Origin of the sequence: Vibrio superstes, assembly GCF_003569005.1 — a bacterium.
Taxonomy (GTDB): Bacteria; Pseudomonadota; Gammaproteobacteria; order Enterobacterales; family Vibrionaceae; genus Vibrio; species Vibrio superstes.
The window spans coordinates 1,728,473-1,743,416 of record NZ_BCUR01000004.1; the positions used below are offsets into that span (position 1 = coordinate 1,728,473).

At 45.2% G+C, this 14,944-nt stretch carries 12 protein-coding genes; 6 read left to right on the forward strand and 6 right to left on the reverse strand.

The window, feature by feature from the left end; all coding sequences use genetic code 11:
- Positions 1 to 52 precede the first annotated feature (52 nt).
- The 5 genes from D5I41_RS15930 to D5I41_RS15950 all read right to left on the reverse strand — a co-directional run bounded on the left by D5I41_RS15930 (position 53) and on the right by D5I41_RS15950 (position 3,972).
- Positions 53 to 454 (reverse strand): DUF1090 domain-containing protein, encoded by a 402-nt coding sequence (locus D5I41_RS15930; RefSeq protein ID WP_235868934.1) that lies wholly within the window; start codon positions 452 to 454, stop codon positions 53 to 55.
- Positions 455 to 578: 124 nt separating this feature from the next.
- A complete protein-coding gene (locus D5I41_RS15935; RefSeq protein WP_119010636.1) occupies positions 579 to 1,388 on the reverse strand; it encodes a helix-turn-helix domain-containing protein in 810 nt (269 codons plus the stop codon).
- A 95-nt stretch (positions 1,389 to 1,483) separates the two neighbouring features.
- The gene (locus tag D5I41_RS15940) at positions 1,484 to 1,648 is read right to left on the reverse strand and encodes a DUF2256 domain-containing protein (RefSeq protein WP_119010637.1); all 165 of its coding nucleotides are present in this window, start codon (positions 1,646 to 1,648) and stop codon (positions 1,484 to 1,486) included.
- Positions 1,645 to 3,270 (reverse strand): ABC transporter substrate-binding protein, encoded by a 1,626-nt coding sequence (locus tag D5I41_RS15945; RefSeq protein ID WP_119010638.1) that lies wholly within the window; start codon positions 3,268 to 3,270, stop codon positions 1,645 to 1,647. The genes D5I41_RS15940 and D5I41_RS15945 overlap by 4 nt, the downstream gene beginning before the upstream one ends.
- 96 nt (positions 3,271 to 3,366) lie before the next feature.
- Positions 3,367 to 3,972: a TetR/AcrR family transcriptional regulator gene (locus D5I41_RS15950; protein WP_119010639.1), complete on the reverse strand. Its 606-nt coding sequence runs from the start codon at positions 3,970 to 3,972 to the stop codon at positions 3,367 to 3,369.
- 111 nt (positions 3,973 to 4,083) lie between these two features.
- Between D5I41_RS15950 and D5I41_RS15955 the strand changes: the two genes are divergently transcribed.
- The 3 genes from D5I41_RS15955 to sstT all read left to right on the forward strand — a co-directional run bounded on the left by D5I41_RS15955 (position 4,084) and on the right by sstT (position 10,382).
- Complete coding sequence (locus D5I41_RS15955; RefSeq protein WP_119010640.1) at positions 4,084 to 5,163, forward strand: efflux RND transporter periplasmic adaptor subunit; 1,080 nt, start codon at positions 4,084 to 4,086, stop codon at positions 5,161 to 5,163.
- Positions 5,164 to 5,172: 9 nt separating this feature from the next.
- Positions 5,173 to 8,256: an efflux RND transporter permease subunit gene (locus tag D5I41_RS15960; protein WP_119010641.1), complete on the forward strand. Its 3,084-nt coding sequence runs from the start codon at positions 5,173 to 5,175 to the stop codon at positions 8,254 to 8,256.
- A 908-nt stretch (positions 8,257 to 9,164) separates the two neighbouring features.
- Positions 9,165 to 10,382, forward strand: a complete 1,218-nt coding sequence (gene sstT / locus D5I41_RS15965; protein ID WP_119010642.1) for a serine/threonine transporter SstT — start codon at positions 9,165 to 9,167, stop codon at positions 10,380 to 10,382.
- Between the two features lie 133 nt (positions 10,383 to 10,515).
- Here sstT and D5I41_RS15970 read toward each other — a convergent pair whose 3' ends face one another.
- A complete protein-coding gene (locus D5I41_RS15970) occupies positions 10,516 to 11,121 on the reverse strand; it encodes a TfoX/Sxy family DNA transformation protein (RefSeq protein ID WP_186811096.1) in 606 nt (201 codons plus the stop codon).
- A 332-nt stretch (positions 11,122 to 11,453) separates the two neighbouring features.
- Between D5I41_RS15970 and D5I41_RS15975 the strand changes: the two genes are divergently transcribed.
- From D5I41_RS15975 to panP, 3 genes are all read left to right on the forward strand, one after another.
- On the forward strand, positions 11,454 to 12,359 hold the full coding sequence (locus D5I41_RS15975; RefSeq protein WP_119010644.1) for a LysO family transporter: 906 nt from the start codon (positions 11,454 to 11,456) through the stop codon (positions 12,357 to 12,359).
- A gap of 113 nt (positions 12,360 to 12,472) precedes the next feature.
- Positions 12,473 to 12,985 (forward strand): hypothetical protein, encoded by a 513-nt coding sequence (locus D5I41_RS15980; protein ID WP_119010645.1) that lies wholly within the window; start codon positions 12,473 to 12,475, stop codon positions 12,983 to 12,985.
- 109 nt (positions 12,986 to 13,094) lie between these two features.
- Positions 13,095 to 14,744, forward strand: coding sequence for a pyridoxal-dependent aspartate 1-decarboxylase PanP (gene panP, locus D5I41_RS15985; protein ID WP_119010646.1), 1,650 nt, complete (start codon positions 13,095 to 13,097; stop codon positions 14,742 to 14,744).
- Positions 14,745 to 14,944: the final 200 nt, after the last annotated feature.

Consider the following 14,944-nt stretch of genomic DNA (forward strand, 5'->3'; position numbering starts at 1 on the left):
TTCGTTCAGTGCCATTCCGGTCGTCTTCTAACAAGGCGTTCTCTACACCGTTTTATAAGAGCAGGGATAATTCCCTTTCGATCATGTCGATTTCAAGTTGCTCTTCTTCGATCTTTCTTTGGTATTTATGTACTTTATCTTCTTCTTGATACGTCATAGCCTCATTAAGTTCAGACTGGTACTCATCGATTTCAATTTTCGATTCTTCAAGTTTTTCGAGTAATTCGTTTTTTAAATCTTCATTTGTACAATAATCACTTACCTGATTGAGAGCGCTATTCAAACCAGCTAGCTTTTCGCTATGTCCATTAAGTTTTGCAGTTTCCATTTTAGCTTCAATGATGCAGGCTTTTTTCTCGCAACCGACTTTGTGTGAGCATTCAGAAGCAGAGGCACTCAAAGAGGAAAGGATAAGAGTGATGGGTAGTAAAATTTTCCAGTAATTGCTATACACGGTCATCGCCTATTTTAGATTGAAAGTATGTTTGAGGCAGGACTGTACAGGGAAGATATGGGACGAACTATATTGTTTCATAGCAATAATTTTACAGATGATATACGGTTCGGCTCACGGTTCGTTAGAGTACAAACTCGATACTTTTCTTCTTCATTTTTTGACTGAAATACCGAAAGTACTTGAATGACTGATCACCCGTTTCTGATAAGTTTTGATAAAAAGGGTTACTGGCAAGAATGGCGGGCTCTACGGTAAAAAGAAACAGACCAAACATAGAGCGCTTAGGGTCTAAATATAAGTCATACAGAAATTGCGCCATTGCTGGGTCGTGAGCAGGAATAATGAGAGATTTTTTAGTCATACGTTCAGCCATATGCTGAAGAACTTGGTGTCTAATCGACAGGCTAATAGATCCCACACTTAAAAGCATATTGGTTCTGTCATCATAAAGGATATGCCCAACCATCAGCCCTTTGCTGTAAAAAACTAAAATCACGATATCATCAGTAGACAAATGATCAGCATTATAAAACCTCATAAAATCCAAAGAGTATAATTTTGAATGGATCGAAAGAATGTCTTCCCATGAGTCATTAAGAATCGTTTTAATTGTATGAATTTCGACATTATCAATGACGTAACGGTATGAGATATCTTGATTGACAGGAATGTCGCTAAGCTTAAATGATGGTGATATGACTTCGATCTCTTTTTCATCGTACTCATATTGTTGAGACAAATAATTAGCGATGCCTAATCGTCGAATTAGGCTAGTTGTTGTGTCGCCTCTTTCCCATTTGCTGATCATCACTTGGTTTACACCATCGAACGCTCGATGAGAATTCGCGAGTAAAGCGGCAAAATCCTCTTGAGAGAGATTACGCGCTTCTCGCAGTCGTTTTAACTCTTTGGGAAAGTTTCGGCGATTCATTTAAGTTGTATATATCCATTTAATGATTAGCACATCAATACCTCATCGTAATATCTAGATGTAACCTGACACATTCAGAGTTGGAGAGGCACACATCACTCATTCGAGCTGTTATTCCTCACCTTATTCCTGCGACACCGCTCCGAGCAATACAACACCTCATCCCAGCAGCGCTCCCATTTCTTGCGCCAAACAAACGGTAAGCCGCAGGTACGGCATACCTTAGAAGGGAGATCTCGCTTGTCGACGCGTTTACTCACAGCTTCTTAATGTAAAGGTCTTTAGAATAAATACGTCCTTCAGCATTGGACTTGGGCACACCGCCTACACTTGGTCGTACCAAACGAGCTTGCATGAAATAGTAGATCGGGGCGATAGGCATATCCATCGCTAGGATAGATTCCGCTTGGTCATACAGTGCACTTCGCTTTGTTTCATCCGTTTCGGTTTGCGCTTTATCCAGCACCGCATCGTATTCTGGGTTCGCATAGAAGGCAAAGTTTCTGTCATTGTCAGAGGTAAATAGGCTTAAGAAGGTCGATGCCTCGTTGTAATCTCCACACCATGACGCCCTTAACACATCAAATTCACCTGCCTTTCTAGAGTCTAGATAAGACTTCCATTCTTGGTTCTCTAAAGCCACATTAACGCCAAGGGTTTTGTTCCACATAGAGGCGATACCCACAGCAATACTCTTGTGACTCTCAGAGGTGTTGTACAACAAATTAAGATTCAATGGATTGTCTTGGTTGTATCCCGCGTCCGCTAACAGTTGTTGTGCCTTTTGATCCCGCTGTTGTTGGGTCATATTTGCATAATCAGGTTGTGAGGCATGAAAGCCCGCCACATCTTTATGCGCAAAGGTATAAGCTGGCAGGTGGCCACTATTGGTTATGCCATTAGTCACTACGTCACGCATAATGCTATATGACAACGCCTGTCTCACCCTAGCATCTTTAAGCGCTTCATGTTGAGTGTTAAACGCGTAATAGTAGGTGCACAATAAGGGGGAGACTTGATACGCGTATGGCAGATCTTTTTCTAGTTTACCGGCCATTTGTGCGGGTACATCCGAGGTAATATCTACCTCTCCGCTGCGATAACGATTGTAAGACGCCATTTGGCTTTCAAAGGGGATATAGGTGACTTTATCTAATCGAGTATCCTTGCTGTCCCAATAATTCAGGTTGCGCTTCAGAGTGATTTTTTCATTCACCACCCACCCATCTAAGACAAACGCCCCATTAGATACCAAATTTCCTGGTCTCGCCCATCCATCTGGGTTTGCCTCTACACTCGCTTTATGAATTGGCATCATAACGGTGTGACCGGTCATCGCTAAGAAGTATGGTACTGGCTTAGATAGGGTGAACTTAAGTGTGTGGTCATCTAGCGCTTCGACACCTAGGGTATCAGGAGATTTTTTGCCCTCAATAATATCTTCAGCATTGAGCATTTCTGTCAGCTTTAGATACCACGCATTCGGTGAGGCTGTATTGGGGTCTACTGCCCTGCGCAGGCTATAGACGAAATCATCTGCTTTGACAGGGTCACCATTAGACCATTTGGCATTTTTGCGTAAATAGAAGGTAAAAACCTGATTATTGTCATTGTCCCATCGCTCTGCTGTACCGGGAATCACGTTGCCATCGGCATCTTGGATGACCAAGCCCTCAAAAAGATCGCGAACTACGTGCATCTCTGGTAACCCTTCCGCTTTTATGGGATTTAGGGTGGCTACCTCTGCATCATTGGCGCGCACTAATTCTTGGCTAGACGCTAGTGTTACGTTTTGAGGCAGTGGATTTGCCAACACTTGAGATGAAAATTGGCTAGCGATGAGTACTGAGGTCGCGAGTACGCTAAGTGAAGGCAGGGTCATGAAATATCCTTATCTGCGAAATAATCTACCGTGACTTCAATTGTTGCATAACTCTTTGAAATTACGATACGAATAATTCTTTTGATATCACACTATTTACACCTGGTGGCCATTTCCCTTTAAAAACAGATCCACACAACTTTCAATGTAGGCTGCGCGCTGCTCGGGGGTTTCACCGCTATCCTCTCCCAAATTTGCCCAATACACGGCTTTACCATGAAACAATAACAACAGTTGCATAGCGCCGTCTTCTGCTGTCCCTTGAAGAGACAACTCACCTGCGTCCACTTTTTTAGACAGATAATCGCTCAACACGCGATTGGTCATTTTGGGGCCGGATTCAAGATAAAGCGCCGCTAGATCTGGATGCAATTCCAGTTGGCTAATGGCATTGCGAAAGGTTTGCTGCACCCCTTTATCCAACAACATATTTTGAAAGCGAACACCGAACTCAAGTAGCACGTCCCGCAGCGGCGCGTCGGTATTAAACGCGTTTTCATCAATACGGTTACTCACACACTTAGACTGTATGCAGGTTTCAAACAACACATCTTTGGTTTTGAAATGGGCATACACCGTTTGCTTTGAGACGTTAGCAGCCTTAGATATGGCATCCATACTCGCCCCATAACCGTGCTCCGCAAATAACTTACCCGCCGCTTGAAGAATTTGATCTCTTTTACGCTCGCTTCTGCTAACCATGCCTTTCCTCAAACATTCAACATTTTTTACAAATATAACCCAATCAAACTAGACAGTCTAGTTTGATTGGGTTTTAATAGAATCATAAACGTTGCATCAAGGATGTCAGTCATGTTGTACACATCAAAATTCAAAGTCGTTGCACTACTGTCTTTATCAGTAGTGATCAGTGGTTGTTTTGATTCAAAGGCTCAACAAGAAGAGTACGTACAAACCGTCTCTGTCCAAACCTATACCCTTCAGCAAAGCGAGCAATATCAAGTAGAGCGCGAGTATGTAGGTACCGTTCAGGCTGGGCAAAAAGCACGCCTTGGATTTGAGTTTGCAGGGAAAGTGTCCAGCATATTGGTCGATGTAGGGGATAAGGTCGACAAAGGCACTCCTCTAATCACCCTTGATACTCAGTTGCTAGAGACCGAGGCTAGGCAGTTAAGAGCACAGCGAAATGAAATACGCGCTCAATTACAACTGGTGGATGCCAACCTCAAGCGACAGCAATCACTCAAATCTAAAGGGTTTAGTGCTGAAGCAGAAATTGATGCGCTCAACAGTCAAAAAGGCGTACTGCAAGCCAATACTGTCAGGCTCGACGCTGTCATTCAGGCAAACAGTCTTAAACAAACCAAATCGACGATTAAGGCGCCCTACTCCGGTACGGTCAGCAGACGCCATGTTTCTCTCGGTGATGTTGTCAACGCGGGTTCACCCACTCTGACTCTGCTATCAGAAAATGACAAAGAAGCCTTCATCGGCATCCCCACCATACAATTGCCGAAAGTCAGCCAGATATCCGACCCGAAGATTCGCATTGGCAAGAATCAATATGACGCCAAATTGATCAACCCTGGGGGCACTGTCGACCTTAATTCTCGCAGTATCGGGCTGCGCTACCTTCTGCCAGACACTGCTCGAGTGTTGGATGGGCAACTAGCTTATCTGACGTATACCGAGAACATCCCTGAAACTGGCTATTGGATTCCTAATACCGCCTTAACCGATGGGATTCGCGGCGTATGGAACGTGTTTGTCCTAACGGAGGACAACGTTATTGAGCGACGCAGTATTCAGGTGTTATTTGCCGACAATGAGCAAGCGTATGTAGCGGGCGCTATCTCTGAGGGTGAGCGCATTGTTGAAAATGGGCTTCACCGCGTCGTACCGGGTCAAGTCGTCTCAGCTAAACAGGGCTAAGGATAGAATATGAAACTTATCAATATCATATCCAACACCCGGTTACTTGTGCTGATCACCGCATTTTTGTTAGTCAGTGGCTTCTCTGCGCTGAATACATTACCAAGAGCGGAAGACCCAATCATCAGCAATCGCTTTGCCAACGTCACCACCACCTTCCCTGGAGCCAGTGCAGAGCGAGTTGAGGCGCTAGTGACCGAAGTGGTTGAGAATAAACTGCGCGAACTCAGTGAAGTAAAGCTGCTTTCGTCTACCTCTCGCCCCGGCGTTTCTATCATTAACATTGAACTTAATGATGACATTATTCAGCCCGATGCCACATGGTCCAAGGCTCGCGACAAACTTTCTGACGTCACCCCTTTTCTTCCTGACGGCACTTTAGCGCCAGAACTTGATAGCGACCATACCTACGCATTTACTCTTATCGCTTCACTTACCTGGCAAGGCGAAGGGGAAAGCGACCTACTGACTTTAGGTCGATATTCAAAAGAACTGGCCTCACGTTTACGCTCTCTCTCTGGTACAGAGTTCGTTGACGAATACGGCATGCCACAAGAAGAGGTACTAGTAAGCCTTGATACCAACAGCGTGGTGGCCATGGGTGGCTCTAGCGCCAGCATCGCCGATAGCCTTGATGGAGCAGATGCAAAGAACTCAGCCGGTGAATTGGTGAATGGTAATTCACGCTTTGGTCTAGAAATCGCCTCTGATCTCGACTCCCTTGAACGCATCCGCCAAGTGCCAATCTCCATTGACGAGCAAGGACACATGGTCCGCCTTGGTGATATCGCTACGGTCGAGCGAACTCAAAAGACCCCTGCCGATGAAATTGCCGTCATAGATGGTGCACCAGGCGTTGTGGTCGCTGCACGCATGCAATCGCACCTTCGCGTGGACAAGTGGACGCCTCGGGCCGAGGCGCTTATTGAACAGTATCAAGCAGAGCTACCGAGCAACATTAAGGTCGATATCCTGTTTAATCAGCAAGGGTATACCGAATCGCGATTATCGGAACTGAGCGATAGCTTGCTTCTCGGTTTTAGCATTATCTTGGTAGTGTTGCTGCTCACACTCGGCTTTAGAGCCGCAATTATGGTGGCAATCGCTCTCCCTCTTACTTCTATGCTCACCTTGGTACTCATGAAGTTTACAGGGATCCCAATCAATCAGATGTCCGTCACAGGGCTGATTGTAGCATTGGGTATCATGGTCGATAACGCCGTAGTGATGGTGGATACCATTCAGAACTACCGACTGCAAGGTAAGGCAAAACTCGAATCAGCAGTTAAAGCGATTGAACATCTTTGGGTGCCATTATTGGGCTCAACCCTAACCACAGTTTTGGCCTTTGCACCTATCTTCTTAATGCCGGGAGCGAGTGGCGAATTCGTTGGCGCTATCGCCATTACGGTATCCTTCTCTCTTGTGGGTTCATACCTTATTTCTCACACTATCATTGCCGGTTTCGCCGCACAGATATTACCCAGCCATACGTCGTCGAATCGCTGGTACCAAACTGGGGTACATTTTCCTGCGCTCACTCGAAGCTTCGCTAAAACCGTGGCATTTGCCATTCGCCGACCGCTAATCGCCATTGCTTTGGTAGTTACCGTTCCCATTGGCGGATACCTGAGCATGTCGCAATTGACAGAGCAGTTCTTCCCGCCTTCAGATAGAGACATGTTTGAGGTACAAGTGTATCTTTCGCCTCAAGCGAGCATCTACGCTACCGAACAGGCGACAAACAAAGTGGACGCCATCATTCGAGAATATGAGGGTGTCGAACAAGTCAATTGGCTACTCGGGGCTAACTTCCCTTCCTTTTATTACAACCTGCAAGCCTCGCAAAGCAAGGCTCCCTACTTTGGCCAGGCGATGGTGAAGATGGACACGTTCCAATCGGCGAACGATGTAATTCCAAAGCTACAACGTCAACTCAGCCAAAGCATACCCAATGCGCAGATATTAGTACGCAAACTAGAGCAAGGCCCTCCTTTCAAGGCGCCTATTGAGCTAAGAATTTACGGTGAAAACCTAGATAGACTAAAAATGATTGGCGAAGATATCAGATTGATACTTGCTAATACCAATCACGTCACCCACACCAGAGAAACGTTACAACCTGGCACGCCAAAGGTTTGGCTCGATGTTGATGAAGACACCGCAAAGCTAAACAACCTAGCCCTAAGTGACTTTGCCAACCTTCTGCAAGCAACCTTAGTGGGCAGAGAAAGTGGCAGCATCATTGAGGCGAGCGAGTCTATCCCAGTACGCGTGCGCGTGGGTGATTCAAATAGAGAGAATATTACTCATTTGAGTAATTTAAGACTGCCTGTTGTTTCGGAGATGTACACCACAGGCATCAGTATCTCGACTATCGCTGAGCTAAAGCTCACGCCAAGCCGTGGCGCAATCCCTAGGCGTGATGGACAACGAGTGAATACCATTGAAGGTTATCTCGAATCTGGAGTCTTGCCACAAACCGTACTCAATGACTTTCAAAAAGCACTAGAGAGTTATTCTTTACCCACTGGCTACCGTATGGAGTTTGGCGGCGAATCAGCAGAGCGTAATGAGTCCGTCAACAGTTTGATTGCCAACCTGTCGATGGTGTTCACCTTGATGATCTTGGTGGTCGTCATTTCCTTTAACTCCTTTAGGTTAAGCGGAATTATCTTCGCTGTTGCCGGCCTTGCAGCAGGTCTTGGGATACTTTCCGTATTCCTCTTCGACTACCCGTTTGGCTTTACCGTTATTATTGCTATGCTCGGCATTGTCGGTTTAGCGATTAACGCCGCCATCGTCATACTCGCGGAGCTAAAAGCAAGCCCTGAAGCCTGCGCAGGTGACAAAGAGGCAATACTGACGGCAGTGATGAGCTGTACCCGGCACATAACATCAACCACCATCACTACCGTGGGAGGTTTCACCCCCCTCATTATTGGCGGCGGAGGCTTCTGGCCCCCATTTGCGGTCGCCATCGCTGGAGGCACAACTCTGACCACGCTTATTTCGTTCTACTTCGTGCCGGCAATGTTTAAGTTGATGGTGAAGAAGCCAAAACAACAGGTCGCGCTTGCGTCGAACGCTTAATGTTATATATCGCTTCAGAAGCCATGCTGTTAACTTACATCATTAGCTGAACCGTCACCCCCGAGGTCTTTATCGGGGCCTCTGACTCTGCATCTTTCAAGATGCCCGATTAAAGCGTTCGAGCATGACACGAGCGAACATCGGTATCACCTAAGCAGGCTATGCGATTAACTTCCATCATTGCCTGAACCGTCACCCCCGAGGTCTTTATCGGGGGTCTCTGACTCTGCATCTTTCAAGATGCCCGATTAAAGCGTTCGAGCATCACTATCGCCTAAGCAGACTATGCGATTAACTTCCATCATTGGCTAAACCGTCACCCCCGAGGTCTTTATCGGGGGTCTCTGACTCTGCACCTTTCAAGATGCCCGATTAAAGCGCTCGGGCATGACACGAGCGAACATCGCTATCACTTAAACAAACAGGCCATGCGATTAACCTGCCTCATTGGCTAAACCGTCACCCCGAGGTCTTTATCGGGGGTCTCTGGCTCTGCATCTTTCAAGATGCCCGATTAAAGCGCTCGGGCATGACGCGAGCGAACATCACTATCACTTAAACAAACAGGCCATTCGATTAACCTGCCTCATTGGCTAAACCGTCACCCCCGAGGTCTTTATCGTGGGTCTCGCTCTATCTACACCCTATTAATAACCTACCGACAAACCCAAATGTTACAAATAAATCTAAATTGTTAACGATGATCACTACAGAAAGCTAAAAAACCACCAATGCAAACGATTATCCACTAGACATTGAGATTTATCCTTTTATGCTATGTGCTGCTTACCTTTAATTACAATTACTCACAAGAGGTCAGCAAACCCAAGAAAAACGTTTAAGCCAGCGTCTTATAACTTATAAAAAACCTGGGAGCGGCTTTCTCATCCCAGTTATATGGATATATTATGCAAAACACATTCATCGCCCGTATGGCCAAGGGTAACCTTGTCCTGCAAATCTTAGTCGGTATCGTTGCCGGCGCCCTTCTAGCCGTTGCTTCTCCTTCTGCCGCCACCAGCGCAGGACTACTAGGTAGTCTGTTTGTTGGTGCTCTAAAGGCCGTTGCTCCTATTTTGGTATTTATCTTGGTGGCAGCCTCTATTGCTAACCAAAAGAAAAACCAACATACCTACATGCGTCCGATCGTCATTCTGTATTTAATCGGTACCTTTTTAGCTGCGATCACCGCTGTTCTACTTAGCTTCGCATTCCCAACGACGCTAACCCTAGTTGAAAGCGCTACAGGTGCGACACCCCCTCAAGGGATTGCAGAGGTTCTACACACGCTTCTATTTAAGATCGTCGACAACCCAGTACATGCTCTAATGGATGCTAACTACATTGGTATTCTTGCTTGGGGTATCGGTCTTGGTCTTGCGCTTCACCACGCTTCTGACACCACTAAAGCGGTTTTTGAAGACCTTAGCCACGGCGTATCACAAATTGTTCGCTTTATTATCCGCCTAGCGCCATTTGGTATCTTCGGTTTGGTTGCTGCAACGTTTGCAACAACAGGCTTTAGTGCACTTCTTGGCTATGCAAACCTACTGTTTGTTTTGCTGAGTGCAATGGCCATCATCGCGCTAGTGGTTAACCCAATCATCGTTTGGGTTAAAACAAAACAAAACCCATACCCATTAGTACTTCAGTGTCTACGTGAGAGTGGTGTTACTGCGTTCTTCACTCGTTCAAGTGCAGCGAATATTCCAGTCAACATGGCATTGTGTGAGAAGCTAAAACTAGACGAAGATACTTACTCTGTATCTATCCCGCTAGGCGCAACCATCAACATGGGCGGCGCGGCAATCACTATCACTGTACTGACGCTTGCAGCAGTGCATACGCTAGGTATTCAAGTAGATATCCTATCGGCTATCCTACTTAGCCTTATCGCGGCAGTTTCTGCATGTGGTGCATCGGGTGTAGCAGGCGGTTCACTACTGCTTATCCCTCTAGCATGTAGCCTATTTGGTATTCCAAACGAGGTGGCAATGCAGGTTGTAGCGGTAGGCTTCATCATCGGCGTAATCCAAGATTCTGCTGAAACAGCCCTAAACAGCTCAACAGACGTAGTATTCACTGCTGCAGTTTGTCGCGCTGAACACGCTAAAGAACAAGCTTAACCAATCACAGCGCCAATGCTGAGTTAACACGTCTTTATTGGATTAAGTAACTGAAAGCCTGATTTTGATACTCTATCGAAGTCAGGCTTTTTACTTTTATAGGTAGTACGTCAATCATAAAAGTAAATGATTGTTAGGAGCGAGGGTGCCCTCTCGAAGCTACCTTAGAAAGAAGGCTATTTTTTAAGTTGTGCTCTAGCAATGAAAAGTGAATCCCTCGGATCGCCCCTTCCAGTTTCCAAAGCAAGTTGATATTCAGGTCTAAGCCGTAGATTTGTTGTAGCTTTTTAAAAGACTCACTGGATCCTGCCTGCTTTAACTCTGCGATATCAATAATGCCTACTCTTGCCAGCATTCTCTCAATACTAAGTTGAAGATTAGGTAAGTCTCTAATTCGGTCATGACAATTACAATTGATCTTATCTTGCTTCGCAATCTCAATAGACCGAAAAAACAGCAATTGAACCCGAGTTCTCTCCTGTGCATGCATATCAGTAATGTTATAATACTGCACCTTGGCACAGCCTATTCGTTTCTGATATTGGTACTGCTCGCATCCCCACTCAACAAGCTCCTCAGTCAGCGTTTGACCTCCTCTTAAGAACGCCTTGTTGTCATCGACCAGTAAAAACATGGCATCATTAACAAAATAACCCGTTCCCCCAAACATAGGACGTGTACAAAGTCCTTCAAAGCGTTCAATATCACCAATTACAGCCTTAATTCCATTTATAGCCACAATACAATTCTCCCTAAGTTCCCTCTCACTACCGTACGTAAATGCACAAATAATGCTTATGCAAACGGTACCTTATAATCTTTGCGGGCAGGCATACGGTTGTCTAGAAACCGCTAGTATTATTACGATGAAGAAAAGTCCTACTTGATGCGAGCTAGATCGCACCCAATATTCACACAAGAAATTGTATTATTTGAAAAAAATCATGGCTAAAGAGAGCAATAGTTATTCGTCTGTTGAATAAGCTTGGTGTAAGCTAGTCCATCTTCGAAGGGATTCATGCAAGGCCAGATAATTCACTTGCATATAAACATTAAGAGCCTCAGCAACATATGTTTTCAGGATTATTATTCATTTTTATACCCCTTATTGTTGGGTATCTGATTTCAGTAAAAAACTCGCGTATTCTCGATAAGATTAATCAGTTCTGCTCGCACACTGTGTTATTCATCTTATTCCTTATGGGTCTGAGTATTGCGGGAATGGATAACCTTGGTGGCAACATCAAGCAGATTCTGACGGTCACCGCATGCTTTTTTGTCAGCATGAGTGTATTCAATTTAATCGCTCTACCCTTCATCGATGCAAAGTTGCCGCTGGCGGTTGATGGAAAGCAAAATAAATTGCCATTGCTACAGATGGCATCAGAGTCACTTAAGTTGGTTGTAGTGGTTGCTCTTGGGGTCATTATCGGTCTGGTTTTTCCTGGCTACTGGTCGTGGGTACATACTGCGAGTGAGTGGACCTTGTTTGTGCTGCTGTTCTTAATTGGTATCCAGCTTAGAAACAGTGGCCTGACTCTTCGTGAAATCATCATCAACAAACACGGACTGATCATCGCAAGCGCGATTGTCATTACATCATGGCTAGGGGGGATTGTTTCTGCCCTGTTGTTAGATTTACCCCTAAGTCAGGGGTTAGCTATGGCGTCTGGCTTTGGTTGGTACTCATTAACTGGCATCCTGATCACCGATAATTACGGGCCTTTGTATGGCAGTGCCTCTCTAATCGTTGAGTTATTAAGAGAGTTAGTAGCGCTAATCTTCATTCCCATGCTAATAAAAACTCGCCCTTGTACTGCCATTGGTTACGCAGGTGCTACTGCTATGGATTTTACCTTACCAGTAATACAACAAACCGGTGGAATTCGCTGTGTACCTGTTGCTATCGTGAGCGGTTTTATCCTTAGTCTGCTTGTTCCTATCTTGATCCTGACCTTTTCGGGATTAGGAATGTAAAGATTAGGCGCTATTGCTCACATTCAATCATTGAACGCTTTGGTAATTGAAATGAGATTTGCTAGATTAGCCACACTACACTCGTAGGGTCTATCAACCTAGGGAATAATAAGATGAACAAAACGCTGGTTTTACTGTTGTCAGCTTTGCCAACTTTTGCATTTGCAGCAAACACGGAATGTCAGATCGAAAAATACGATACCTACATCGATGCCTCTATCAACTGGTATCAAGATCTTGCGACTATGACGAGCCAAGATTCACCAGAACTTAAAGAAGTCAGTGAGTGGTTCCTTGAGGGCCGTAAAAAGCACTTTGAATTAAATCGCACTGCTGTACATACCTTTTTAGAGTCGCAACCGAATAAAGTCTCTACAGAATTAGACGTTGAGTCCTGGTTACAACTCTCCCAGAGTGATATTAAAGAGCTAGCCACACGTGATGATGAACTAGGCAACATCGCTAAACAAAGCTTCGAATATCGTCAAGCGAAGCCACATCCGCAGAACTATGAATTCCGCTCTGCCCTTGCTGATCTGCTTAGTCATCCAAACAAGATTCAAGGCGCTCTCGACTCATACAATCAGTCAATTCAAGACGTTGTCGCTATGGACTGTAAATCTTAGTCATACGTTGACGCTGTTTATAAAAGCAACACATAAAAAATAATGCGAGACTTTGCTTCATTTATTTATTACATTGTCTCGCAATTTCAGCAACACAAACGCATTCAATATGGTTTCACAGGATAAAACAGCGAAAGTTGATTTCGAAAGCTTACTCAGAATATTTACTGTTCCGGAAGGGCCAGAATCTACACTGACTCAAATCGAAGACAGGCTTTCACTAAACCTGAATGAATTCCTAAAAGAACATATCGTTGCTGAGGAAAAGCCCCTTCGAGAAATCGAAAAAGACTTCAACGATTCTCTGTTGCCTGAGTCACCGACTTTCGTCTCAGAGCACACTCAGCACCTGCTAGACACACTAGTGTCTCATTCTGTACATACCTCATCGCCAAGCTTTATTGGTCACATGACCTCAGCACTGCCTTATTTCTTGATGCCACTATCAAAGATCATGATTGCGCTGAATCAAAACTTGGTGAAGATCGAAACCTCCAAAGCCTTTACGCCATTGGAGCGTCAAGTCTTGGGTATGCTACATAGCCTAATTTATGCACAGAGCGATGACTTCTACGCCAAATGGATGCATAGCGCGCAGCACTCTCTAGGTGCATTTTGCTCCGGGGGCACTATAGCGAACATCACCGCTTTGTGGGTGGCAAGAAACAATGCGTTTCCTGCTAACGGGGAGTTCAAAGGCATTGAGCAGCAAGGTATTTTCAAGGCGCTTAAGCATTACGACTATGAAGGGATCGCGATCCTTGTGTCCGAGCGTGGCCATTATTCACTGAAGAAAGCAGCTGACGTCTTGGGTATCGGTAGAGAGAGCCTGATCGCCGTCAAGACTGACGAGAACAACAAGATTTGCCTCGATGATTTAGAGACGAAACTGGTTGAGCTTGAATCAAACCGAATTAAAACCATCGCAGTCGTCGGAATAGCCGGTACCACAGAAACCGGTAACATTGACCCGTTAGAAGAGATCGCAAAGCAATGCCAAAAGCACCAATGCCACTTCCACGTTGATGCAGCATGGGGCGGCGCGACGCTAATGTCGAATAAACACCGTCACCTGCTTGCGGGCATTGAGCTTGCGGATTCTGTCACCATTGATGCACACAAACAGCTCTATATCCCAATGGGTGCGGGAATGGTTTTATTTAAAGACCCTCACGCCATGGCAAGTGTTGAACATCACGCGGCCTACATTCTGCGAAAAGGCTCTAAAGACCTTGGTAGTCACTCTCTAGAAGGCTCTCGCTCGGGTATGGCGATGCTGGTGTACTCAAGCATGCACATTATCAGCCGACCAGGGTATGAGTTGTTAATCAATGAAGGTCTGGACAAGGCTCGATTCTTTGCAGACTTAGTTAGCAAGCAAGACGATTTTGAACTCATTACTGACCCGGAATTGTGTTTACTGACTTATCGATATATTCCTGCGCGCGTTCGCACCGCATTAGAAAAAGCGACGGGCAAGAACAAACACAAACTGAATGAATTATTGAATGGTTTGACGCAATTTATCCAGAAGCGTCAACGTGAGAATGGTTTGTCATTTGTATCGCGTACTACACTCACGCCAAAGCAATGGGACGGCATGACCACTATCGTCTTTAGGGTGGTATTAGCAAACCCATTGACCACTCACGACATACTCAAAAATGTTCTGAATGAACAGCGTGAGATCGCTAAGATGGCGCCTTCGCTAAACAAACAGATAGATGCCCTCGTCAGCACTATCGAATCTGAGTTGTAATTTTTTTACTCACAAATTAATTAGCCGCTAAATATTGCACAATTTGGTCGCTAAATACGGGTAATTTACGCCTTCAAGTTTGAAGTTTGTCATATTCTAACGCATTACTTGTCATTAAATTTCGGTTTTGTTACACCGCTAGAACATAACGGTATATACTGATTTCATTCGTTTTTTCGCGCCCGTCGGCCTCATTATTG